23 protein-coding genes and 1 pseudogene are annotated in these 23,885 nt (G+C 66.6%); 12 read left to right on the plus strand and 12 right to left on the minus strand.

Annotated elements, in window-relative coordinates:
• Positions 1 to 2: 2 nt before the first annotated feature.
• A pseudogene (locus ABZV00_RS18610) lies at positions 3 to 542 on the plus strand (transposase family protein); the annotation flags it as partial.
• Positions 543 to 550: 8 nt separating this feature from the next.
• Here the strand turns inward: ABZV00_RS18610 and ABZV00_RS18615 are convergent.
• A complete protein-coding gene (locus ABZV00_RS18615) occupies positions 551 to 904 on the minus strand; it encodes a nuclear transport factor 2 family protein (protein WP_355607686.1) in 354 nt (117 codons plus the stop codon).
• 524 nt (positions 905 to 1,428) lie between these two features.
• On the opposite strand from ABZV00_RS18615, the gene ABZV00_RS18620 reads away from it, so the two are divergent.
• From ABZV00_RS18620 to ABZV00_RS18635, 4 genes are all read left to right on the plus strand, one after another.
• Positions 1,429 to 1,824, plus strand: coding sequence for a VOC family protein (locus ABZV00_RS18620; protein ID WP_355607689.1), 396 nt, complete (start codon positions 1,429 to 1,431; stop codon positions 1,822 to 1,824).
• A 343-nt stretch (positions 1,825 to 2,167) separates the two neighbouring features.
• A complete protein-coding gene (locus tag ABZV00_RS18625; protein WP_355607691.1) occupies positions 2,168 to 2,995 on the plus strand; it encodes a DUF1963 domain-containing protein in 828 nt (275 codons plus the stop codon).
• A gap of 357 nt (positions 2,996 to 3,352) precedes the next feature.
• A complete protein-coding gene (locus ABZV00_RS18630) occupies positions 3,353 to 3,802 on the plus strand; it encodes a transposase (RefSeq protein WP_355607904.1) in 450 nt (149 codons plus the stop codon).
• Between the two features lie 12 nt (positions 3,803 to 3,814).
• Positions 3,815 to 4,996: a TMEM175 family protein gene (locus ABZV00_RS18635; RefSeq protein ID WP_355607693.1), complete on the plus strand. Its 1,182-nt coding sequence runs from the start codon at positions 3,815 to 3,817 to the stop codon at positions 4,994 to 4,996.
• 81 nt (positions 4,997 to 5,077) lie between these two features.
• Here ABZV00_RS18635 and ABZV00_RS18640 read toward each other — a convergent pair whose 3' ends face one another.
• Positions 5,078 to 7,330: a hypothetical protein gene (locus ABZV00_RS18640; protein ID WP_355607696.1), complete on the minus strand. Its 2,253-nt coding sequence runs from the start codon at positions 7,328 to 7,330 to the stop codon at positions 5,078 to 5,080.
• A gap of 367 nt (positions 7,331 to 7,697) precedes the next feature.
• On the opposite strand from ABZV00_RS18640, the gene ABZV00_RS18645 reads away from it, so the two are divergent.
• Positions 7,698 to 7,829: a hypothetical protein gene (locus ABZV00_RS18645; protein ID WP_355607698.1), complete on the plus strand. Its 132-nt coding sequence runs from the start codon at positions 7,698 to 7,700 to the stop codon at positions 7,827 to 7,829.
• 58 nt (positions 7,830 to 7,887) lie between these two features.
• Here the strand turns inward: ABZV00_RS18645 and ABZV00_RS18650 are convergent, their stop codons facing one another.
• Together ABZV00_RS18650 and ABZV00_RS18655 are read right to left on the minus strand one after the other, a co-directional pair.
• A complete protein-coding gene (locus ABZV00_RS18650) occupies positions 7,888 to 8,493 on the minus strand; it encodes an isochorismatase family protein (RefSeq protein WP_355607701.1) in 606 nt (201 codons plus the stop codon).
• Positions 8,494 to 8,596: 103 nt separating this feature from the next.
• Complete coding sequence (locus ABZV00_RS18655; protein ID WP_355607703.1) at positions 8,597 to 9,316, minus strand: DsbA family oxidoreductase; 720 nt, start codon at positions 9,314 to 9,316, stop codon at positions 8,597 to 8,599.
• 116 nt (positions 9,317 to 9,432) lie between these two features.
• Here ABZV00_RS18655 and ABZV00_RS18660 point away from each other — a divergent pair, with 116 nt between their 5' ends.
• The 4 genes from ABZV00_RS18660 to ABZV00_RS18675 all read left to right on the plus strand — a co-directional run bounded on the left by ABZV00_RS18660 (position 9,433) and on the right by ABZV00_RS18675 (position 11,643).
• Positions 9,433 to 9,858, plus strand: coding sequence for a helix-turn-helix domain-containing protein (locus tag ABZV00_RS18660; RefSeq protein WP_328417088.1), 426 nt, complete (start codon positions 9,433 to 9,435; stop codon positions 9,856 to 9,858).
• A 141-nt stretch (positions 9,859 to 9,999) separates the two neighbouring features.
• Positions 10,000 to 10,203 (plus strand): helix-hairpin-helix domain-containing protein, encoded by a 204-nt coding sequence (locus ABZV00_RS18665; protein ID WP_355607907.1) that lies wholly within the window; start codon positions 10,000 to 10,002, stop codon positions 10,201 to 10,203.
• 78 nt (positions 10,204 to 10,281) lie between these two features.
• Entirely contained in the window at positions 10,282 to 10,554 is a 273-nt protein-coding gene (locus ABZV00_RS18670) for a hypothetical protein (RefSeq protein ID WP_355607706.1), read from the plus strand.
• A gap of 150 nt (positions 10,555 to 10,704) precedes the next feature.
• Positions 10,705 to 11,643: a cyclase family protein gene (locus tag ABZV00_RS18675; protein ID WP_355607709.1), complete on the plus strand. Its 939-nt coding sequence runs from the start codon at positions 10,705 to 10,707 to the stop codon at positions 11,641 to 11,643.
• Positions 11,644 to 11,784: 141 nt separating this feature from the next.
• Here the strand turns inward: ABZV00_RS18675 and ABZV00_RS18680 are convergent, their stop codons facing one another.
• From ABZV00_RS18680 to ABZV00_RS18715, 8 genes are all read right to left on the minus strand, one after another.
• Positions 11,785 to 12,012, minus strand: coding sequence for a hypothetical protein (locus tag ABZV00_RS18680; RefSeq protein WP_355607710.1), 228 nt, complete (start codon positions 12,010 to 12,012; stop codon positions 11,785 to 11,787).
• Between the two features lie 158 nt (positions 12,013 to 12,170).
• Positions 12,171 to 12,668 (minus strand): N-acetyltransferase, encoded by a 498-nt coding sequence (locus ABZV00_RS18685; RefSeq protein WP_355607713.1) that lies wholly within the window; start codon positions 12,666 to 12,668, stop codon positions 12,171 to 12,173.
• A 75-nt stretch (positions 12,669 to 12,743) separates the two neighbouring features.
• A complete protein-coding gene (locus tag ABZV00_RS18690; RefSeq protein ID WP_355607715.1) occupies positions 12,744 to 13,817 on the minus strand; it encodes a glycoside hydrolase family 43 protein in 1,074 nt (357 codons plus the stop codon).
• A 239-nt stretch (positions 13,818 to 14,056) separates the two neighbouring features.
• Positions 14,057 to 14,497 carry a GNAT family N-acetyltransferase gene (locus ABZV00_RS18695; RefSeq protein ID WP_355607717.1) on the minus strand — a complete coding sequence of 147 codons (441 nt, stop codon included), beginning with the start codon at positions 14,495 to 14,497 and terminating at the stop codon, positions 14,057 to 14,059.
• A 146-nt stretch (positions 14,498 to 14,643) separates the two neighbouring features.
• The gene (locus ABZV00_RS18700; protein ID WP_355607720.1) at positions 14,644 to 14,991 is read right to left on the minus strand and encodes a dihydrofolate reductase family protein; all 348 of its coding nucleotides are present in this window, start codon (positions 14,989 to 14,991) and stop codon (positions 14,644 to 14,646) included.
• A 4-nt stretch (positions 14,992 to 14,995) separates the two neighbouring features.
• On the minus strand, positions 14,996 to 15,451 hold the full coding sequence (locus tag ABZV00_RS18705; protein WP_355607722.1) for a hypothetical protein: 456 nt from the start codon (positions 15,449 to 15,451) through the stop codon (positions 14,996 to 14,998).
• 144 nt (positions 15,452 to 15,595) lie between these two features.
• On the minus strand, positions 15,596 to 19,795 hold the full coding sequence (locus tag ABZV00_RS18710; protein ID WP_355607725.1) for a serine protease: 4,200 nt from the start codon (positions 19,793 to 19,795) through the stop codon (positions 15,596 to 15,598).
• A gap of 18 nt (positions 19,796 to 19,813) precedes the next feature.
• Entirely contained in the window at positions 19,814 to 20,140 is a 327-nt protein-coding gene (locus ABZV00_RS18715) for a trypco2 family protein (RefSeq protein WP_355607728.1), read from the minus strand.
• Positions 20,141 to 20,472: 332 nt separating this feature from the next.
• On the opposite strand from ABZV00_RS18715, the gene ABZV00_RS18720 reads away from it, so the two are divergent.
• Positions 20,473 to 20,940, plus strand: a complete 468-nt coding sequence (locus ABZV00_RS18720; RefSeq protein WP_355607731.1) for a hypothetical protein — start codon at positions 20,473 to 20,475, stop codon at positions 20,938 to 20,940.
• 45 nt (positions 20,941 to 20,985) lie between these two features.
• Entirely contained in the window at positions 20,986 to 23,802 is a 2,817-nt protein-coding gene (locus ABZV00_RS18725; protein ID WP_355607734.1) for a M48 family metalloprotease, read from the plus strand.
• Positions 23,803 to 23,885 lie beyond the last annotated feature (83 nt).

The raw sequence follows: 23,885 nt of genomic DNA on the forward strand, positions 1-23,885 counted from the left end.
CTGCCGCAGCAGACGACCTAACCGCCGCCATGGCCCGGATCCGCCGGCTGGCCTACTCGATCCTCGACGGGACCCTGATCCCGATCGACCGCGTCGCCGATCAGAAGCCGTACTACTCCGGAAAACACAAGCGGCACGGCGTCAACCTGCAGGTCATCGCCGACCCGGCCGGGCGCCTGGTCTGGGCCTCACCGGCCCTGCCCGGCGCGGTCCACGACCTGACCGCCGCCCGCACCCACGACATCGTCAACACGCTGACCAGCGAACAAGTGATGACCTTCGCCGACCGCGGCTACCAAGGCGCCGGCGGCAGCATCCGTACCCCGTTCAAACGGCACCGTCGACGGCAACGACTCTCGCGCCGGGAGAAAGCGGTGAACCGGGCCCATGCCCGCATCCGCGCGCTCGGCGAACGCGCCATCGCCACCCTCAAAACCTGGCGTCTGCTGAGCAAACTGCGCTGCTGCCCACGCCGCGCCACCGCGATCGTGCAAGCCATCCTGGCCCTACACCACATCGAGAACCCGACCTACGGCAGTTGAAGCGCTCACTAGACCGGGACGAAGGTGGCGGCCAACACCCGCCAGTTGCCGTCCTCACGCACCCACAGCCGGGTGTAGCGCAACCGCGCGGACATAACGGCACCGCCCTGAACGGCATCCACCGCAGCGACCGTGCGGGTCACCCCGGTCTCACCGTCTTCCTGGACGTCGAGCGACTCCTCCACCAGGTTAGTGATTCGCAGGGCCCCCGAGCGGTAGCTCTCCAGGTCATCTTCCTTCGTAAAAATCGTGCCATCCGGTCCAGCACCCACGACCTGGGGGTGCAGAAGCGCGTCGAGGGACTCGAGGTCGGCGGCGCGCTGAGCGGCTTGGAGCTGCCGTTCCGCAGTATGGAGATCCATCCACCGATCCTCTACAGCGCCCCGCAACAAGACAAGCGGGTTCGCTCGCGGCAGAACGGCAATGTCAGCCCAGTACGGCGTTCGCGGCACAACCGAACTTCGGCATGACCCGGTCGGCCACCTGAGAGGGTCCACTACCTTGCTCCGAAACGGGGAACCATCCGTGCTGCGCGAACCAGTTGGAAAGTGCTCATGGTGTTCCCTGCTGTGACGGAGGCTGCGATCTGGTTCTCGCGGTGCCGCACGCGCCCTCGTCGACGCGGACAGCGTCGCGCTGGCCGAGGTTCGGTGCCGGCCGTTGGCGCGTACTCGTGGTCGCCGAGGTTGCCCGGGGTCACCCGCCGCCGCCCAGCGGCGCGACTGGCGACGCTCGTCGGCCTGACCCGTTGACGGCTGTTGCTGCCGGGGGCTTCTCGCGTATGTGATGCCGGGTCAAGCCCGTCTGATGTGCCTAGTCAGGAGGATCTCAGAGCTGTCGGACGGGCGGCATACTCTGAGCGCCGTTCGCGCTATCAGGGAGAGTCATGACAAGTAGGTTTACCGAGTTGGCCGTTGACTGCCACGATCCGGAGAGGCTCGCGGCCTTCTGGTGCGAGGTCTTGGACTTCAAGGTGATCGACCGGAGCGAGGGCAAGGTCGAGATCGGCTCCTGGGTGCCGACCGCCGAGGATGTTCGGGCCCAACAGATGTCGCCCACCCTGCTGTTCATCCAGGTGCCCGAGGGCAAGACCGTGAAGAACCGGCTTCACCTCGACGTCAGCCCGATCGACGGCAGCACCGAGGATGAGGCAACCAGATTGCTCGGCCTCGGCGCCACCAAGACGGATGTGGGCCAGGGCGCAGACCGAAACTGGGTGGTCATGGCAGACCCCGAGGGCAACGAGTTCTGCGTCCTGCGCACCCTGGCGCCGCAGAACTAGTGCCCCGTCTTTGAACGTTGATCGTGTAATCCGTCGGTTCTGAGAAGCCCTCGGGCAGGCTGTCTCCCAACGTATGACGCTGTGGGAGGTGGGGGCCGGTGGGCAGACGCCCGGAGGTGTTCGTCCGGCAGGTGTCGATGGCCGAGGGTCAACGGTTGCAGCGGATCACCCGGACCGCGAAGGACCCGGTGAAGTTGCGCCGGACGATCGTGGTGCTGATGTCCGCCCAGGGGCAGCCGGCCTTATGTCCACAAGGTACAGACGATCATGCGGTGCCCGCCTTGCGTCCACCCCTCCCGACCAGCGCCATCTCAAAGGGCGGCCGCCGTACTAGGCTGCCCACGTGATTTTGACCATCCCTCAGCAGTTAGATCAGATCCGCGCCGACGCACTCCAACAAGGCTTCCCGGCCGACGATGTCGAACGATGGATCGCCACCGCCATTCCCTGCGGGACACTGACGCCCGGCGGAGACGGGCCGGTCGTCGGCCGGTTCGGCGGCACCGCGATGGTTCCCCGAGGCACCCAGGTTTCCGGACTTCCCCTCGTCGCCACCATCGACTGCGCGGCCCTGCCCAGGCAGGCGACGGATCTTCCACTACCGCCCGACGGCCAACTGCTGCTCTTCGGCTATCCCGAAGGCGGCGATTACTACTCGCAGGGCTCGGCCTTATACGTCCCGGCTGGCGTAGCCGTCGAGGAACCGCCGGAGGACGAAGAACTTGACGAGGACGAGGACGAGGAATTTCTCCAGGTTTGCCAGAGCTACCCACAGGGCGACATACACCTGACGATCGACGTCTCCCTGCCCTCACACACCCCGGCGCATCTCAACCCCAAACTGATCGATTATTGGAGTAGTAAGGCCCCCATCAGCAGCAAGTGGGGCGGCGTGCAGATTGGTGGGCACGCCTCGGCCTGCGACTTCCAGGGAAACGACGGTCCTCTCGGAGTCGTCGCGGAGTACGCAGGAAAGGCGGAGCAGTTGGGCTACTGGGGGGGCTCCGGCAGCCCCTCACCGCGCGTCGAGGACTGGGTGCTGCTGGCCGAGTTCTTGTGCAGCTCGGAGATGAGGCCAGGCGGTGCCGCCCTTTACTGGGGGATCCAGCGCGACGAACTGGCCGCGCGGCGCTTCGACGGCGTGTACGCCGTCGTGGACTGGAATCCCTGAGCGCGCGACAGGCCGGGTGCCTCGACGCACCCGGCTCCGAGCACACGAGGATGGCCCGGACCAGTCGCGATTTTCAGCAGCCACACTGCGCAGGGGCGCTTGGGCGCGGTAACGGCCAGGCCCCAACCGCCGAACGAGTGGACCGGTTGCCAGCGATAGGGTCTCCGCTCCTCCTGCCACGCGTTCGAGAGTCTTCCGAGGGCATGGCCCCGAACCTCCTAGTGCCTCGTCTTTGAACGTTGGCCGTGTAATCCGCTGGTTCTGAGGATGTGTCGGCAGGCTGTCTCCCATCGTTGTTGGTCTGGGAGGTGGTGGCGTGGGTAGAGGCGCCCGGAGGTGTTCGTCCGGCAGGTGTCGATGGTCGAACGGCATATCCGTGACCGCAAACGGTGGCGCGAGTTCCTCAGCTTCCCTAAGACCTTGCGGGCCCGCTGGCCGGGCGAGCACCTGTACCTGATCTGCGACAACTTCTCCCCGCACAAGCATCCCGAGGTCAAAGCGTGGTGCGCTGCCCATCAGGTCGAGCTGGTGTTCCTGCCGACGTACGCGTCCTGGCTGAAACCGGATCGAGGCCGAGTTCGCCGCCGTCCGCTACTTCGCCCTCAACGGCACCGACCACCGCGGCCACGCCGATCAGGACAGCGCGATCGGCGCCTACATCCGGTGGCGCAACCAACGAGCCCAACCCAAGACCGCATTCGCAGTCGGATTCAAGATCCGCCACCTGGATTACCCCTTCAAGGCTGCATGACGAGGCACTGGCCCACGAGCGGGCTGCGGGCGAGCGTGGCAGAACCGGATAAATAGCATACTTAGAGCATGCTTTCCAAAAGCGACACTCCGCAGCTCGTGCGTCATCCGGGCCGGCTGGTGGCTTTCAGCGACGCTGTCTTCGCCATCGCCGTGACGCTTCTCGTGCTGGAGATCCAACCGCCGGAGGACTTCGGGCATCTCCTGCGGGGCCTCGGGGCGTTGTGGTCGTCGTACCTGGCGTACGCGCTGAGCTTCCTGCTCATCGGGCAGGTGTGGGTCAATCATCACGTCATGTTCGACCGCGTCCGCCACGCCGACCGTGAGGTCTTGTTCCTCAACACGTTGCTCTTGATGGTCATCGCGTTCCTGCCGTTCTCCACGTCGCTACTCGCCGGAGCATTGCGCGCGGAGCAGGGCCTGCGTACGGCGGTCGTCGTCTACGGCACCACACTGTGGACGGCGGCAGCCCTGTTCAACATCATTTGGGCCCATATCCGCAGCGCCAAACTGCTGGACCCCCGCCTCGGTCCCTTCGGCGTCCGGGCCATCGGCCGCCGATTCGCGCTCGCGCTGGTCTGGATCGGCTCCGGCATCGTCGTCGGCGCGTTCGTGCCGATCGCGGGCGTCGCCATCATCGCCGGCTTCCTCCCGCCTATTACCTTCCCATCCGCGGCGAGTACGGCGAGGACAACAAGGCCACCGACCGGCGCGGCTAAACCGAACCCGATGATCCGATCGTGGCGCTCAGCGCGCGTGGTGGCCTCAGTACGGCAGGTCGATGCCCTGGCGGCGGGCGAACTCGCGGTGGGCGGTGACGACCGTGTCGATGAAGTAGGCGGCTATCTCGTCGGCCCGCAGCACCTGGGTCGTTTCGACCTTGAAGTTCTCGTCGCAATAGTGTTCGGCGGAGCTGACGCGGGGCTGCGCCACGAGAGCGTCCCGGAGGAGATCCACGGGCTCGTCCCCAGTGTCGACGATGAACTTCACGCCGTCGCCGAAGCTCAACTCCCAGTGCAGCCCGTCGTCAGTACCGACCCAGAGTTGCCGGCAGAGCGCGGCGCGGCTCTGGGCGAAAGCCTCCCGCATCTGGCTGTCGTCCGAGCAGATCGCCGGCAGGAGGCTCGGGGTGCGGCCGATGGCCGCGGCGACCGGGGGGAAGTCGGCGAGTCGGTCGACGCGGTAGAAGAAGTAGCCCGGGTCGCCGGTGGGGTCCTCGGACTCGATGCCCGGCGCCGCGTACGCGGGTAGTTCAGATGTCATGGGTTCATGGTCCTTCGTGGTGAACGCGTCGGGGGCCGGGCCGGCGGCCCGGCCCCCGACGGAACCCGGCTAGCTCAGTGGGAAGTGGATGGTGAAGGGGATGTTGTTCTTCTTCAGACAATCCAACACAAGATCGGATGGGCCGAGCGAGTTATACCCACCATGTGGCATGAAGTGCCACTGGGCTCCCTTGATCTTTGTGTTTCGGAACTGCGGGTTAATCTTGTTGTCCTCCAGGATCTTGTCCTGGTTGGCCGGGTCGGAGTACCACTTGTCCTCATCGCACTGAATGAGGTTGTGGCGGTCGTGTTCGGTCGGGACGCCGGTCTTGACCTCGTGGATGACCCAGCCCTCAGGGGTGTACTCGCCATAGTCGGTCGACCGGCCGCTGGGCTCGAACTGCCCTGGCTCGCCGGCCTGCCGCAGCCAGAGCTGGGGCCGGCCCCGAGTGGTGTCCTGACGGTATCCCATGAGTTCGTCGACGAAGATGTTCTGACCGTCGTTACGGCCCGTGGCCCATCTGACGTTGGGGCCGGGGACGTGCAGATTCTGTCCGTTGCTGCCCACCGCCTTGAGCGCGAAGTGGATCTTCTGGAGGTCGGTGCGCTCACCACTGAGCAGCCGATTGAAGTTGCTCTTGCTGACTCTGCCGGCGGCGGCGGCTGCCAGACCCTCCGGTTCGACGAGGGCTGCCCAGACCTCCGGCATGATGAGCTCGTAGGTGAGCTCCTTGACGGTGTCGGGGATCTTGTCGTATTTGGCGACGAACCGGGCCGCCGGCGTGAGGCGGTGGGTGTACTTGAGGACGAACTTCGCGACCTTGGCGGGGATCGCGACCGCGTCACCGACGTAGGGGACGACGCCGAGGATGCTGAGACCCGCGCTGACCCACTCGCCGTGGATGAGCGCGGCGATCGTGTCGCGGATGTCGGCGAGCCCGCCGAGGATCCAGCCGACGACCGGGATGACGCTCAGTCCGCCGCTACACAGGTTGCCGGCGAGCCACGCCATCGAGTCCTTCTCGGCGAAGTCTCCGGCGAACATGCCGAGCAGGAAGTCGGAAACGTACGTCCACTTGCTGATCTGCTCGTCGAATCGGCCAGGGTCGAGGCCCTGGGATTCGGCGTTGGCGACCTCGTAGTCGTCGCGTAGACCATCCCCGTCGGTGTCCTGAACACGGGGGTTGATCGAGAGGTCGTCCTCGGTGAAGTCCGAGAGCCCGTCGCCGTCGGTGTCGACGTTGGCGGGATCGGTGAGGCCGTCCTCCTCCACGAGGTCCGGCAGGCCGTCGCCGTCGGTGTCGGTGTCAGTGGGGGTGGGGACGATCGGCGGGACGTTGCCGGGGGTCGGCGGAGCGCGTGGCTGGTCGGCCACGAGCGGATTGCTGCCCTGGGCCACCTCGGCACCGTCAGTGGCACCGTCGCCGTCGGTGTCCGGGTCGGTGGGCGAGGTACCGAGCCGCTGCTCGTCGAGGTTGGTGAGCCCATCGCCGTCGACGTCCTCCGCGCCGTCGGCGACCCCGTCCTGATCAGTGTCGACCGCGTTGGGCCGGGTCCAGCCAGCCAACTCGGTGATCTCGAACTTGTCGGTCAACCCGTCACCGTCGGAGTCGACCAGCAGCGGGCTGGACCCGAACCGCAGCTCCACCACATCGACGACTCCGTCGCCATCGTGGTCGCCGTTGTAGGTGATGCCCAGCCGGGTCAACACGCGGAAGCCGTCGTCCCAGGCTTTCGACGCGTGGACCGTCGCCGGCTCCGGATTGGCCTTGGCCAGCATCGTGTCGGCCTTGGCGAGGCTGGCCTTGGCCGCATCCAGGTCCGCGAAAGCCTCGGCCAGCCCAGCTGGGGCGGGCGCGGGCGGCGGGCTGGCCCGGAACGGCCCGATCGTCGCCTCGGCGTCCTGGATCGCGGCGTCCGCCAGCAGGCGCAACCCGGACAGGGTCTCCACCAGCGCAACCACATGTGCCTGCTCGGCCTCGCCGTTGGGCGGGCTGGCACCGGAGAGCCGGCTCTTGAGGAACGACTCCAGATGCTGGAGGTTGTCGAACACCGTCGCACCGTCGGCGGCGCTCTTGAGCCGGGCGCCGTCGAAATACCGGCTCTCGATGTCCGCCAGCACCGGGGCGATCCGGCTGTCTCCCAGCCCGCCGTCCACATACGGCCGGAGGGCCTGGAGGGACTCGGTGATGTAGACCTTGGCGTCGCGGGTGTACTTGGCGGTGGGGATCTTGGCGACCTCCACCTCCCACAGGCGTTTCTCCCCTGCCGACGCCGGGGGGGCGACGAGCGCCACCTGTGCGGCGACCAGTGCCGCAACCACAGCGGCAAGTCTTGAGCGCCATCGTCTTCTGTGCCTCACCGACACCTCCGTCTATGCGTCCCGAACAAAGATTCCGCAACAATATCCACCGACATCGTTGTCTGAGGTCCCGCCGGACTTAGCCGCCTATGCATGCACGCCTATATGTATGGCGGGTTAAAGTGACATCCGCTGCGGCTCGATATGGCAGGCGATCGTGAGCGGTACGCCACCAGCCATCGATCTTGGCTGAGGTCCGACGGTGGACAGGCATCCGGACCTGGTCGATGCCGCGCGGGCGTACCTGCAGGTTGGTGACCTGCGCGGCGCAGCGTGAGCGCTGGTCGACGCGGACAGTGTTGCGCCGGCTGAGGTTCGGTGCCGGCCGTTGGCGCGTAGCGTGATCGCCGACGTCGCCCGGGGTCACCCGGCGCCGGCCGGCGTGGCGCGACTGACGACGCTGGCCGGTGTGGTGCCCAACCCGCATGATCGGCGGCTGATCGCTCTGCGCCGCCCATGAAAGCGGGCCCGGCGCGGGCTGCACGCAGCCTGCCGCCGGGCCCGCTGGGGCGCTGCGCCTACTTCGCCAACCCAAATCCACCGAGTACGGTCTTGAAGTTGTCGGCCAGAATCTGACGAATCTGCTGGCCGTGCGGAGTGGCCCAGTCCTTGGCGAGTTCGCCGAGGACCGCGGCGGTGGTGGTCAGGATGACGCCGGCCTGCATCATGCGCAGTCGCGCCGCCTCCTCGGATGCCTGGAACACTGATCCTCCGGCGTCGAGCACCGCGTAGACCTCGTATCCGGCCCGCTTGGCGCTGAGGGCGGTGTAGATCAGGCAGCCGTCGTTGGTGGTGCCGGCCATGATCAGGGTCCGGCGGCCGGTGGCCTCGACGGCCCGGACGAAGTTCGGGTCGTCCCAGGAGTCGATGATGCCGGTGCGCTTGATCCGGTTCGCGTAGGCCTCGGGGTTGATCTCCTCCAGCCCGGGCATCCACCAGTCCTGGTTGTCGTCCTCGGTGCTGCTGGTCCAGACGTTGGGGATGTCGAGGACCTTCGCGGCCTTCACAAGGGTGATGCTGTTCAACTTGGCGACGTCGGGCGACTGGGTCTTGATGAACCCCATCGAGATGACCTGGTGGTCGATCAGGATCAGAGCACTGTCCTGCGCCTTCAGATCTGACATGGCTGGTAACTCCAATTCGGGATGGCGAACCCTCGTGGGTCCGTGTCTGTTGCCCCGAGCGGTCGGCTCGGGTTGGTAGCGCGGGGAATCCGTCGCCCGCGGCTCAGATGGTGCGGTCGGGTACCGCGCACCCGTCCGGGGCGCACATGCCCTCGGCGTCAGCGACAACCGGCAGCGGCTGTGGCGTGGGATGGCTCTCGGCCCACGCCTTGGCGATGACCGCGAGCAGGTCATCGACGCCGATCGCCCCGGGAACGGCGAAGCGGCCATTGAACACGAGGAACGGCGCGCCGCGGGCCCCGAGGCGCTGTGCCTCGCGCTGGTCGGCCGCCACGCGGGCGCGGTAGCGGCGGCTACGCAGGGCCTCGGCGGACCCGGCGCGGTCGAGGCCCACCTCGGCGGCGAAATCGAGAACCTCCCCGGCGGTCCACAGCTTGCGGGCCTGCCCGAAGTGCGCGCGGAACATCGCCGTCCAGATCTCGGCTCCGCGGCCCTGGTCGGTCGCGTAGGCGAGCACATCGTGGGCCAGGTCGGTCGGACCGAGCGTGCGGTCGACCGCGCGGTAGGGCGTCAGGCCCTCCGCCTTGGCTGCCCGCTCGATCGGCCGCAGGACCCGGTCCACGGTCGTCGCGGGGGCCCCGGCCATCTTGATCAACTCCCGTTGACTGACACCCTCCCGTGGCAGGTCGGGGTGTAGTTGGAACGACCGGTGGATCACCTGCACCTGGTCGCCATCCGGGAACCGGTCCAGGGCCTGGTGGAGCCGGTGATCCATCAGCCCGCAGTACGGGCAGACGATGTCTGACCAGAACTCGATCTTCATGGCACTCCTCCTCGTTTTCTTACTACCTGTTCGTAGCCACATCATGCATTAGAATCGGAGAGCCACAAAAGGTACATTCATGTGCGTAGCAACTGGCTGACGGAGGGGGAGCGGGTATGAGTGCAGGGGATCTTCGACGGAGGCGAACCAACGTCCGGGCGAACGTCCGGGCCGCGCCAGGGCCCTGTGCGCACTGGAACGACGAAGACGCCGATTTCATCCGCGAGGTCCTGGACCTCGTCGGCGACAAGTGGAGCGTCTTGATCATCGGTACGCTCGCCGACGGCCCCATCCGCTACTCGAACCTGGGCGACGCGATCCCCGGCATCTCTCAGCGCATGCTCACGCTGACCTTGAAGCACCTGCAGCGCACCGGCCTCGTCACCCGGACCTCCTACCCCGAAGTCCCGCCCCGCGTCGAGTACGCCCTCACCGAACTGGGCACGTCACTGCTCTCCACCGTCCTGGCCCTGGCGGCCTGGTCCGCCGACCACCATGCCGAAATCCGCCGCCACCAGACGGAGTACGACAACGTCACGTAAGGCTCCAACGTCACATGGCTTTGGCGTCGGTACGAGGATGGCCACCCCACGTCTGACACGACCCTTTGCCGCCCGGAGCTTGTCCGGCTGATCGTGACGCGCCAGGCGAGAACGGTGCAGCCACGGGCTGGACGCGACATGATGAAGAGCGTGAATTCCTCCCTCGACACCCTGCCGAAGATCGGTGCACCAGCGACGCGGGCCTTGGACAACGCTGGCTACACGGCCCTGCGTGACCTTGCAGGGGTGCCGCGCGCCGAACTGGCCAAGCTGCACGGCATGGGGCCGAAAGCGCTCGAAATCATCCAGAGTGCGCTCAAGCAGCACAACCTGAGTCTGGGTTAGAAATTCGACGTCACCTCACGACCGGCCTGTCCGGTCGCGGGTAGGGGACGGAATCCCGCCCTGCGCGAGCGATACGGGTTGGGTCGGCCGGTCAAGCCGCTGGACTACGCGAGCCTGCTCGACGGCCTGGCCAAGGCCATCTCCTCTGGCTGGGAGGAAGCCGCGAGTCAGTGGCGGACGCTGCCGTTCAACCCTGACCGGCAGGAGGTCGACGGGATCAAGCAACGGTCCGAATCGCCGACGTTCATGGTGGAGGTGTTCGAGCTGCGCAAGCCGGCGGTGGCTCGCGCGGCGCTCGGCGGCAACCCTTCGCTCAGCGAGCTGGCAACCCGAGGACTGACAACGGACTGAGGCCCGTTGGCTCAAATTAGTGCGCACCTTGGCTGATCGCGGCGCCGGCGGTGCAAGGTCGTCGGGTATCCAGCGGCGGGATACCCTGCCTGCGGTGCCTCGAACCGCGTGACCGGAGGAGTCGATGCTGGGATGACGGCAGGGCGACCGATGCCCACGCAGGACGACGTGCTCGGGTACTTCAACACGCTGTCGAACTGGGGACGGTGGGGCGACGAGGACGAGCTCGGAACTCTGAACCACATCACCGACGACGTCCGGCTGGCGGCGGCGCGGGCCGTGCGCCACGGCAGGAGCGTGTCGTGCGCATGGGAGGTTGCCGTACCGGAAGACATGGAGCGGTCGACGACGACGTGCCCGTGCGCCGCCGACATGCCGGGTGCCGAGAACATGCCGGTGGCCGGCTTCCACGCCGACCGGCGCTGGGGCTTTTCGTCCGAGCGGCTCGGCATCACGTTCCACGGCAACACCCTCACCCACGTCGACTCGCCGTGCCACATCTTCTGGGACGGCACGATGTACAACGGGCGTTCGCACTCGTTGGTCGACGCCGCAACGGGATCGGCGTGGGCGGCCGTCACGGCGGCGGCGAACGGGATCATCACGCGTGGTGTCCTGCTGGACGTTGCGAGGGCCCGCGATGTGCCGTGGTTGGAACCGGGGCAGGGTGTGTTTCCCGACGATCTCGAGGAGGCCGAGCGTCGCCAGGGTGTACGGGTGCGATCCGGCGATGCGGTACTCCTGCGGACCGGCTATGGCCGCGTCCGGCACGAGGCCGGTGCGGCCAGCGGTTTCACGCAGGCCGGCTGGCACGCGTCCTGCCTGCCGTGGCTACATGAACGCGGCGTCGCGCTGATCGGCGCTGACACCCCCCAGGACGTTCAGCCGTCGGGGTACGAAGACGTGTTGATGCCGGTTCACGCCGTGGGTCTCGTCGCGATGGGTCTGTGGCTGCTCGACAACTGCGACCTGGAGGTGTGCGCGACGACGGCTGCCGAGCTTGGCCAGTGGGACTTCCACCTCGCAGTCGCGCCGGTCCGCTTCGCCGGTACCTCCGGCAGCCCGGTCAACCCGATCGCCACATTCTGACCGCGGTTCACGAGGGGTGCGATGCCATGAACGGCCAGTCGTCATGCGCCGACCCGAGATGCTCGATATCCCGCGCACTACGCCGCGGCGAGTGCACGATCTGCACCGCCGTCGCGGGGTCCTACCGTCCTCGTTATCGGGTCACATTCCGTCGGTGAAGATCTCTACCCCGTCGAACTTCAGTGCGGCCAGATCGCCTCGCCGAATCGCCCAGTTGACACGGTCGGACTCCCCGGAGTTGGGGTCGTAGGAGCCATCCGGGGGGTGAGGCATGTCGACCGGAAGCGTCGGGCTGCCGCCCCACTGGCCCACCACCGGCCCGTCGATGTCCGGGCCCAGGTGCCCGCACGGGCGGAGGACACCGCTCATCCACCGCCCCACCTCGGCCGGAGGAATGCTCCGCCTCGCGGCCTCTGCGCGGAATAGGTCGACTGCCTGGGTTGTCCCGAAAGTCATGCGCGCCCACTATAGGAGCCGAATACCGCGGTTCACACCGCGGACGCCGACACCTGGCACCCTCGGACGTGTCACGAGGCGCGCGGCAGCGCGAGCCAGTCCTGCCAGGTGATGTCGCGGCCCAGGTAACGGGGCTGCTGGAAGGGCCAGTCGGCGGCGATCCACTGCGGCACCAGCGCGTCGAGCGCGCTCTCCACCTCGCTGCCGACGAGGTCGTCCACCACCCACCAGGAGACCTCGCCGTCGGAGCCGGTGCGCTCGGGCGGGTCGATGTAGACGCAGCCGAGGAGCGCCGTCTCCTCCTCGTCCAGCAGCGCGTAGTTGAACGACTCGTGTGCGGCTATTTCCTTCTCGTGGCGCAGCAGGTCGATACGGTCCTCTTCGTAGGTCATCGTCGCCGGGGGCCACGCCCAGGCCGGACCGAATATCTCCCACAAGCGCTCTCGGGAGCCCATCACGGCGGGGTAGTCGAGCGCGGTGTCCGCCTCCCGGATCGGCCGCAGGTGAAGCGCGGTGTTGGGCACGGGTACGTGCACGGGGTGAATGAAGTCATCAGGAAGCCAGCTCATAAGGGCGGAGGCTACAGTCGGTCGGCGCGGGATGATCCATCCGGTACGGCCGGACAGGCCCTGTCGGCCGGCGGGTCACTCGAAGAACTTGATGCTGAACCCGGTGTCGGTCGTCGGGCCGGGCACGTTGCTGCGGCGGTAGGTGGTGTTGCCCCACCAGCAGAAGGTGCCGGTGTACCAGTACCGGTTCTCCCAGGAGTACGGGGTGCCCTTGGGCACGGCGTGGAACATCAGCGGGAACCTCGGCCCGGCGGGTGGGCTCGTGGCGATGTCGCCGTTGAGCAGGACGAAGCTGTGGTGGCCGGGCCCGTTCACGTACAGCGTGGGATCCCAGCCGGCCATCATCGTGGCCCGGTTCGAGCCGAACAGGCAGCCGTTCGACTTGTACCAGTCCCACACGTACGTCGGGTCGCCGCCGGCCCGCAGCCGCAGGTCGGCGAGGCAGTACTGGTCGCTCCAGCTGCCGTTGGCGGAGTAGACGATGTGCAGTTGCCCGTTCGGGTCCTTGATCGCCTCGGGGGACTCGTTGATGTACGGGTTGCCGACGACGCGTTCCCAGCTCTCCCGCGGTTGGGAGATGATGTACCGGTTGCCAGTCGGGGTGACCGGGTCGCTCATTCGGCTGAGGTAGATGTTCTGTTCGACGTTGGTGTCGCCGGCCCACCCCGACCAGACGAACCACCGCTGCCCGTTGAAGGTGAACAGGCTGCCGTCGATGGCCCACTTGCCACCGGGCAGCGCGAGCTGCCGCTCAGCCGTGTAGCCGCTGGCCGGCGACGCCGAGCTGATCGCGTACATCCGGTGTGCGGTGCCGCGCCCGGCGGAGAAGTAGATGTAGTAGCGGCCGCCATCGGTGATGATCTCCGGGGCCCAGACCTCACCGAGGTTGCGGCTGTCCGTCCATACCTGCCGCGCGGGTGCGGCGGCCAGCGCGTCGGTTGACGCTGCCTGCCGCACGGCGATCCCGCCGTTGAGCGACTGGACGGAGATGTAGGTGCTGCCGACGCGGATCACACTCGGGTCGGCGGCCCGCAGACTGGTCTGCCCGGCGACCGCCGGTCCGGCGCCGGGAACGGACAGCCCGGTGGCGAGCACGGCGGCCAGCAGGATGGAGAGGAGTCGCGGGCGGGTCCGGTTTCTGACGTTCACGATCGGGACTCCTTGTCCTCTGGATGAGTTGGGGAGTGGTCGGCCCCGGTCATGTCGGATCCCGGTCGGCCGGCCTCGGCAGCGGCCGGAGTGGACTGCCTGAACTCGCTTTCCGGGATGACGTTGCCACAACGTCACCACCCACGTAGACACTGCCGCGATGGGTCCACATAGTCGTACAGCTCAGAAGGACAGCAACCGACGTCCATCGATGCAGGACAAGGCGCATACGGTGTTGGTCACGATGGTTCGCGCACCATGAACACGTCCACCGGGTCCTCGGTCTCGACCGTGAATCCGTGCCTCTCGTACAGCCGGCGGGCCGGACTACCCTGCAACACGTTCAGCCGGACCAGGCTGCCATCGCGGTCGCACTGCTCCAGCAGCCCGCGCAGCACTGCGGCACCGATGCCGCTGCCCTGCAGGTGCGGGGCGAGGTAGAAGTGCTCCAGCCACCGGGCGTCCTCGGCTGGACGCAGCGACACGCAGCCGGCGAACGCGCCGCCTACCTCGATCACCCAGGTGTGCGTCGGCGCGAACCCGTCCCGCAGTCGCTGGCGCACCCGCTGCTCGTCGTACCGCGCGAGCCGCTCCAGATCCGCCCGAAGCACCACGGCCCGCAACTCGGCCACCGCCTCGACGTCCGCCACCGAAGCCGGCCGAAGCTCCCAGTCCGTCATGATCGCAAAACTACTGCTGCGACGCGGTCGGATCCTGGACGGCCCCTCGCCGCTAACGGTGGCGCGGAGTACCGGAGGAACAAGTATTCGAGAGCCACGAACCTGGGCTCCACGGTGTGGCCAGCTCGGGTTAACGAGCCCGATGGTTACCTTCTCGGCTCGTACCGCATCGCCACCGCCCCCGAGGCGAACTCCAGCCGGCTCACGAGCTTCAAGTCGACATGCTTCGACATCCCCGCGAACAATGTCGGCCCGTGGCCCGCAAGCCTGGGATGCACCACGAACTCGTACTCATCGATAAATCCCAGCTCCGCCAACGCCAGCGGGAGCTTCACGCCTGACACGAACAGTCCCTTACCCGACTCCTGCTTGAGCTGCTGAACGGCCTTGCCCAGATCCCCGCGCACGAGCTCCGCGTTCCAATCGACCTGCTCCAGGGTGCTCGACACGACGTACTTCTTGGCCGTTTCGATCGTCTGGGCGAAGGGTTCCATCCAATCAGGTCTCGACCCGCCGGCGCCGGCGGCCGCCACGCTGCCTCCATCTTTCGTACATCACCCGGCCAAAGAGAAGTGCATCGGCCTGGTTGAGGTTCTCGGTGTGGTGACGATGCAGGTCTTCGTCCGGGGGAATCGCAAGATGATCGCAGCACCCATCCAACGTGACGTTGATGGAATACTGAAGGGGTCGCATTTCGGTCGCCTCGTCGCGTGTGGTCATGGGCGTGGTCTCCTCGTGGCTGGCGGCTCCGGTCTGATGAGGGACGCACCACAAGCGATACGCCGGCCCGGTTATGGCCAGCAGCATACGGGCCCATGCCCCGGCCATGCCGGATGCGGATTTGGCCTGGACGCGGTACGTGCCGTCTGCCGGTATGGCTTTGAGAAAGAGAACCACGCAGCTCACCATCTCCACCAAAAAGTCGGATTCGTAGACGAAGGCCGACTGCGCCAAGTCTTCCGGCGCGAAGGTAGGTGGTACGACAACTCGCAACCTTCAGCTGGATCGCACACCCGGCCTGTATAAGGAACTGCGGTAAGAGGTATAGCGGTCCAGCCTTGCCGCACGCACAGGGACTCGGGCCCCCACACTGCTCGTCTACAGACGATCCTCGGGAGGCAACCAGCGATTCAGCAGGACGCGAAGGGCGCTGGCTCCAGGGGCAGTGGCGTTGTGGGTGAGCCACGTGCGGGCGTGGCGGATAGCGGCGGCGGCCTGCTCGTCGGACAGGTGACACTGCAGTAGCGGTCGTAGCACGAACCGCGCCTGGACGGTGGCGGTGTGCTTGGCGAGCCACGTGAGGGCGTGCCGGACCGCGGCGGGATGCTCGTCGGGCAGCGGATGCTGCAGCAGTGGTTGCAGGACGAAGCCGGCGCTGGGAAGGGTGGCATGGTTGGTGAGCCACGTGATGGCTTGCCGGAGGACCGTGGCGGCCTGCTCCGTGGGCAGGCGCCGTTGCTGCAGCAGCGGCCGTAGTACGAAGCCGGCGTTGGGGGTGGCGGAGTGCTTGGTGAGCCACGTGAGGGCGTGCCGGACGGCGGCGGGCTGCTCGTCGCGCAGTGGAAGCTGCAGCAGTGGTCGTAGGACGAAGCCGGCGTCGAGGAGGGTGGCATGGTCGTCAAGCCACGTGATGGTGTGCCGCAGGACCAGGGCCGCCTGCTCGTCCGGCAGACCACGCTGCTGCAGCAGCGGCCGTAGTACGAAGTCGGCATTGGGGGTGGCGGAGTGCTTGGTGAGCCACGTGAGGGCGTGCCGGACGGCGGCGGGCTGCTCGTCGCGCAGTGGAAGCTGCAGCAGTGGTTGCAGGACGAAGCCGGCGTCGAGGAGGGTGGCATGGTCGTCAAGCCACGTGATGGTGTGCCGCAGGACCAGGGCCGCCTGCTCGTCCGGCAGACCACGCTGCTGCAGCAGCGGCCGTAGCACGAAGCCGGCGTTGAGGGTGGCGGAGTGCTTGGTGAGCCACGTGAGGACGTGCTGGACGACGGCGGCGGCGTGCTCGTCGGGTAGGTCACGCTGCAGCAGCGGTTGCAGCACGAATTGCGCGTTGAGGGTGGCGGAGTGCTTGGTGAGCCAGGTGACGACGTGCTGGATGACGGTGGCGGCCTGCTCGTTGGTTAGGTCACGATCCAGCAATGGCCCTAGCACGAAGTCGGCGTCGGAGGCGGCAGAGTGCTCGGTGAGCCAGGTGAGGACGTGCCGGACGACGATCGTGGCCTGCTCCGTGGGCAGGCCACGCTGCAGCAGCGGCCGCAGCACGAAGCCGGCGTCGGGGGTGGCAGCGTAATCAGCGAGCCAGGTTAGGGCGTGGCGGACGGCGATGGTGTGCTGATCGGGTAGGTCACGATCTAGCAACGCCCGCAGCACGAACCCGGCTTCGGGGGTGGCGCCGTGGTCGGCGAGCCAGGTGAAAGCCACCCGGACGATGGTGGCGACGTGCTCGGTGGGCAGGTCACGCTGCAGCAGCGCCCGCAGCAGGAATCCGGCTTCGGGGGTGGCGCCGTGGTCGGCGAGCCAGGTGGAAGCGTCCCGGACGATGGTGGCGACGTGCTCGGAGGGCAGGTCACGCTGCAGCAGCGGTCGCAGGACGAACCGCGCGTTCGGAGTGGTGTCGTGGTGGGTGAGCCACGTGAGGGCATGCTGGACGAGGGTGGCGGCGTGCTTGTCGGGTAGGTCGCGTTCCAGCAGCGGCTGCAGCACGAACCCCGCGTTCGGAGTGGTGTCGTGGTGGGTGAGCCACGTGAGGGCATGCTGGACGAGGGTGGCGGCGTGCTCGTCGGCTAGGTCGCGTTTCAGCAGTGGCCCTAGCACGAACCGCGCGTTCGGAGTGGTGTCGTGGTGGGTGAGCCACGTGAGGGCATGCTGGACGAGGGTGGCGGCGTGCTCGTCGGCTAGGTCGCGTTCCAGCAGTGGCCCTAGCACGAACCCCGCGTTCGGAGTGGTGTCGTGGTGGGTGAGCCACGTGAGGGCATGCCGGACGAGGGTGGCGGCGTGCTCCTCGGGTAGGTCGCGTTCCAGCAGCGCCCCCAGCACGAACCCCGCGTTCAGACTTGTGTCGTGGACGGTGAGCCACGCGAGGGCGTGCCGGACCGTGGTACGGGTCAGGTCGTCCGGCAGCGAATGTTGGAGCAGCGGACGCAGGACGAAGGTGGCCTCGGCCCGATTGTGGTGGACGCCGAGCCAATCTATCGATTCGCGTACCAGGCGATTGTCGGAGACCGACGCCCTGAGGCCTTTGTACAGCAGGTGGCGAGCGGGAAACGTCCGTGCGTGTACTGACAGCCAGGGCGCCACGATGGTTTCCCACCTCCCGAACGCGACGGGCGACCAGGCGGGGTTGTCCATCACCGCGCCGAGCGCGTACGCGCCCTCGTCCTGTTGTTCGGCGAGCAACCTGGCGACCTCCGGCCCGTGCTTCTCGAGCCAGCGCCCGCAGTACTCCTTGATTGGGGCGGACCGTTCCTCCAACGCCAGGTCGCGCATCAACCGGCCAAGGTTGGTGGCGTACCTGCCGATCGTCCGCCCCCGGGTCAGGCTTGCGGACAGGATCCGGTCCGCGACTGAGGAGCGGACACTCCCGCTGCCGGTCCGGTGGAAGCTGTTGTCGATCAACTGGTCGGTGACGATGTCGTGGACGGTCATGTACTGGCCGCCACTCGTGACCATCCAACCCATCGTCAACAGGATGCCGAGCAGATGATCGGCCCGCTCGGTGTCGCCACCGGCAACGCGGCCCCCGCAGGCGACCAGGCTTGTTCGTTCCTGCGGGCCAGCAACCGCCATGGCGACACACGTCTGAAGCTCTACGCTCGGCTCCTGATCGGTGATGAGATTCGCCGATTGCGGTATCAGGCCATCCTCGCGCAATCGTCGGTTCAACCAGTCGATCAACTCACCGGGTCGGATGCTGGGGAGGGCTCGCTTGAGCCTGCGGGCCTTCGCGCGGGCCTCCGCCTCGAGTGCGATGAGCATGGCGATGATCGGCCGGTCGCCGCACAGTTCCAGAAGGCGCTGCTCGTCGTCCAGGACGCGCAGCGCGGTCGGTGCCAGCGAGGTCACCACCTGTTTACGGATCTTCGCCGTGTGCTCGCTGTCCGGTGCCAGCCGAACGATGTCGAACAGCGGACTGAGCTGGGCTTCGGTCTGAAGCTGCCAACCAGGACGCGCGGAAGCCAGCAGCGCCACGTGTATGTGCTGGCGCCTGGCCTCCGGCAGCACCTGTTGACGTAGCCCAGGTAGGTCGAGACCGCGGCATTCGTTCAGGTAGTCCAGAATCACCAGGGTTCGTTTCGTGCCGACGCGCTGCAGAGCGTCGGCCACGTCCACGTTGGTGACCAGCGGCTCGCCGGCCTTGACATGCAGGACTGTCCACCCGTCTTCCGCGGCCCGCTTGCCGACCTCGAAACAGGTGCGCGTCTTTCCCGCACCGGCCGCCCCCACCAGGAGCACTCCGGATCGTCCCGCCGACTCGCTCAGCCGCTCAAGAAGGCGGTCGGGGTGGGTGGGCGTCGTGTCATCAAATGGTGCTACGAAAGGCAGGCACTCCTCCCGCAGGTTGCGCATGAGCCCGTCCAGGCTGGCCACCTCGTCGGCGTGTGGGACGATCCCCGGCGGCAACCGCACGTGGTCCGCTCGGCCCTTCGCGGTGAGGCCGACGATGCTGTCGGGGGCGATGCCCACCCAGGTGCGGAACAGCTCGTCCTTCGCCAGCGAGCTGATGCGCACCGCCTCAAGGCGTCCCGGCCCGTAGTTCTCCGGCTCGGCGATGACCACACCGAGCACGTAGCGGCCGTCGCCGGTGAGTAGTGCCGCACCGGACTGGCCTGCCCAGCCCGGCCGCGGTCCGGAGTGGGTGTCCACTGTCTTGTGCGGTGGGATGAGGATGCTGTTGAGCGCGTACCGGTCCCTCTCGATCCCGGTGCCCGGCGCCACCAGCCACGGATTCTCATCGAGCTTGCTCTCGCCGTCAGCGTTCACGCTCGCCAACGGGTAGCCCACCGTGAGGCACTCGACGGGATGTGGGCCGACGAGTTCCCCGTACCTGCTGGCGGGGGTGCCCTCGGGCCAGCCAGCCTGTGGCACCTGGACGAGCGCGGCATCGAGGCCCAGATGGTTCGCGCGCCAGATCACGACGCCGTCGCGTTCCTCGGTCCCGTGCAGACGTACACGACAAGACGCCCCCAACGGGCCGACGACGTGGCCAGCGGTGAGGACCAGATCGCGGCCGATGAGACAGCCCGAACCCCGCATCGCCCCTCTGACCAGGGCGAGGCGAGAGATGTGCGGCGAGACCGGGTGCATTGTGGGCCTCCGGCGGGCTTAGCTGTCGTCGCCGATGAGGGTCTCCTTGGACATCGGTAGCGAGGTGTCCCTAGGGGTGAGGGTGAGAGTCATCCGATGCGTAGCCGTGTCGGTGTGCTTGCGTCCACCGCCAGCCGACAGCACTCGCCACAGCGTCAGCTTGCCGGACACGTCGCGCGTGGCGTCGACCACCAACTCCAACTCAAGCTCGATCGAGTCGACCGCGAACCGGATCTGGGAGTCGGTGCCGTCGGCCAGCGCCTCCTGTAGTTCCGAACGGAGCAGCCCGATCGCGGTTGACAGGGATACGCCGAACTCGTCCATCAGTACGGTGCCGTCGTCCACGAAGCATCTCCGTCTCTGTGGCCAGGTTGTAGCCAAAGGGTAACCGTCAGGCGCCAGGTCGTGTCTTCAGAGATTCACGGCCATCGCAGTAGCGCGGCGATGGTGACGGTGGCCTGGTTGGACGTGGCGGTCTTTTGGCCTGCCGGTCGGCTCGTCCACGGGTGGTGTGCCCGGTGCCGCGTCGGCGCAGTTCGGCCCAGATGGCCGACAGGTCGGTAAAGGGACGCCGATCCGGGTCCATGGTGGCGTATGGCCGGTCCAGAAAGTAGAATCCAGGGGCCAAGTGGGCGAATCACTGTGGATCCGCCGCCCCCTAGCATTGGATCCACTCGATGCCTGACACTCTCGGCACTCTTCATGAAGTCGTCCGCGACGTGATTGCGGATTTCGCTCCAGCTGAACTGCCTGTCGTCAAGGGCCTGGGCTTGCTCGACGAGCGGACCGTGTCAAGACAGTTCCGCAATCTCGGCCCCAAGAGAGAGCCGCTCGGGTTCGGGCTCGGCGAAATAGCGCTCCTGGCGACTCCCGTGGTCTGGGTCGTGCTCGAACAGGCCGCCAAGGGCGCGACCGATTCGTTGGCAGAACGCAGCAGCGAATGGGTCAGATCCCGGCTCAAGCGGCGGCCCGTCAAGACGTCGATTCCCGACTTCACGTCAGAACAGCAAAAGACCATCTACCAAGCCGCGTTGAGCGAAGCCAAGAAGCGAGGCCTGCCCGAGGATGAGGCGGTCGCCATTGCCGACGCCATCCACCGGCGCCTGACCATGGACCGACCGGACGACCTCCCGGGTTCCGCATAGTCGTGAACGGAATCCGTCCGCGAACCCTGGACGGAGGCTGATCCTATGAACTCCCCGCGAAAATTCCTGCCGCATGTCGACGCGAGCACCACACTGCGATTTCTCCAACTCGTCGCCCTGCTGGTGATCAGCACCGGGGCGATGGTCCTGGAGGCCCGCAACATCCTCGGCGGCGACACCGATCGTCGCGCCTGCTTCCGGGCAGCCGGGGTGAACACCGAGCTCGACAGCGTCGCGAATGCCCAGGACAATCTCAGCCGGAACAACGAGGCACTCCAGGCCTGCCTGGAGAAATACCCCGCACCGTCGATATGGCTCGGGGTCTTGTGGATCCTGCTCCTGCTGCTCGCCACCTTCTGCCTCTTCAAGGCGCTGCCCAAGTGGAAATCCCGGCCGAGCCGCTATGTCGAGCTCGATCAAGTGGACAGCGATCAGCGGGTGGAGCGGAGATTGTTGTCGCTGTCGAGGGAGGCCGGCCTCTCCCGCCTGCCGAAGGTCGTGACCGATCCGACCGCGATGTCGATGAGCGCGGTGGTGTTCGGCGACAACCGACGGCCGATCCTCAGAATCAACGGGGGACTGGTCCACCGCCATGGTTCCGCACCCGAGACCTTCCGGGCGGTTATCCTCCACGAGTTCGCGCATATCCGCAACCGCGACATAACAATTACCTACCTGGTGATATCGATGTGGCGCGTCTTCCTCTGGTTCGTCCTGCTCCCCTATGTGGCGATCCGGATCCACAGCATCATCGAGATCACCCGGGAATTCCCTTGGGCCCATAACCTCGTTGGCATCCATGCAACCAACATCGCCTCCACGGGCGTGATGGCTGCCCTCATCTACCTGTCGAGGACGGAGGTCTTGCGCAGCCGGGAGATCCGAGCCGACCTGCGATCCGTTGAGTGGGAGGCCGATCCGGCGAATTGGCTGGTAACCGAGGGCTCGGAGCCTCCCACCAAGCGCGAGCGCCTACGTGAGGCGTTTTTCGGCCTGTGGCGCGTCCATCCAGAATGGAGCGTACGACGAGCATCGGCCTCCGATCCTTCGACGTTGCTGAGGATCCGCCCGCTCGCCCTGGCGCTCACCGGCCTGGCGACGACGCTCATCTTCTACCGGCTCATTGTGGCACTGAACGAGGGCGGAACCACCCAGTTGGTCTCGATCGTGTCGGCGGCATTGGCCTGCTCCGCGCCGGCTGGCGCGATCATCGGCATCTACCTGTGGCAGGCGGTGGCGCGGTCGGCCGATTCCGGTGAACGCCCACCGTCGGGCGTCGGCGTCGGCCTCTGGTTCGGGACGGGTCTGATCCTCGGAATCCCGTTCGTCGACAGTACGTTCTCGCTCACGCGAATCCCCCCACACCCGGAATTCCTCCTCGTACTCCTCTGTATGAGCGTGTTGTTCGGCTGGTGGGTATCGCAAGTCGAAAGGCAGTGGACCGCCACCCGCCCCGAAGGCACCGCTTGGGCCCGACTGGCCGCCATCCTCGTCCCCTCGTGGCTCGTGCTGGCGGTCCTCCTCATGACGTGGAAGTATTTCTCCGGATTCTTCTACGGCCTCTACATCAATTTGGACAGGCAAGCCCTGTATGACGAGTGGTCGAAGATCGTGGTCGCGAAGGGAGGCGAGGCCGATTCGGTCACGACCACGATGTTGTTCGCCCTGAGCCCTGCGCTGATGGCGACCGCAGGACCCTTCCTGTTCACGGGAATCGCGATCCTCTGGACGATCGCCATTCTTCCGCGGATCGTCGGACCTCTCGTGGACCGTGGCATCGAGCCCCAACCGTCTTCGATGAAACCGGCAGTGATCGGAGGCGTCGCCGGCCTGATCTGCTTGGCGGCAGTCAAGTTGGCGCTCAACCGCAGCAGCCTCTGGGACACGGTCTCTTCAGGGGACATCGAATACTCGTACTACTACTATTACTGCGCCGCAGGGTTGTTCGGCGGAGGGGTGATCGCCGCCGTATCGGCGAATGCCCGCCGAACGGAACTGCGCCTGATCAACACGCTCGCCTCGACCAACATCGCACTGTGGATCGGTGCGGCGGGTTTTGTGCTCCTCACCTCCGTCGACGGCTGCCTCGGCCCGATGAACACCTTCGAGACGACCTGTGCCTGGCGCGGCAATCTCGCCTGGGGTGAAATCTCCATGGTGTTCAACATCGTGGTGGCGGCATGCGCGCTGACGGCCCTTGCCGCTGCGATGCTCGGCGCTCTTGCTGACCGCTTCGCGACCCGAAAGAGCGGTGTCACCATGCCGGAGGGCACCCGACCTCCGAAGCGGCCCAGGCGGGCAGTGCAGGCATGCTTCCTTGCGGTCATCGTCATCATCGCCCTGCCACTCTCGGGATGGCGAGACCTCCATTACCTGAACCTGGCGTCGAACACCAACTACCAGTTGCTCGACGGATGGATTCAGTCCGACGGCGAGCGACCCCGCGAACTCGTGGCGGAACAGGTGCGAGAGTGGATAAACCAAGGCGGCCTGGATCTGATCCGGCGGTTCGCCACCGATCTCGACGTGATCAACGACATCCTCGACGAATACCGTAAAACCCCTAAGGAGGAACGTACTCCCGACGGGCTCAACAAGATAGCGGACACCTGCGACAGCCTGCTCACCCACGTCGACGAGGCCGATCGGTTCTTCCGTGTTCCGGAATCGTCCCTTCAGGACTTGTGGGAGGAGTTCCTCAACCACGCCGAGACGAACGCGGCGACCTGCTCGAAGGAGTTCGACAGCGTCATCAAAGGCGGCGGGTCGAATGCGTACGCCACCGCAGTGCGACAGCTCTCCGAGAACGCTCCCGACAGGCTGCTTGAATTCACGAAGGCGACCGGGAAAGCCGTGGGATAGCGGCCACCGTCTGGCATCGGATCCACCGGATCATAAGATGGGCGGACCCCGGCCAACCGGCCCGTGGCCAGCGATTACGGGAA

Source organism: Micromonospora sp. NPDC005173 (assembly GCF_040608515.1).
Taxonomy (GTDB): domain Bacteria; phylum Actinomycetota; class Actinomycetes; order Mycobacteriales; family Micromonosporaceae; genus Micromonospora.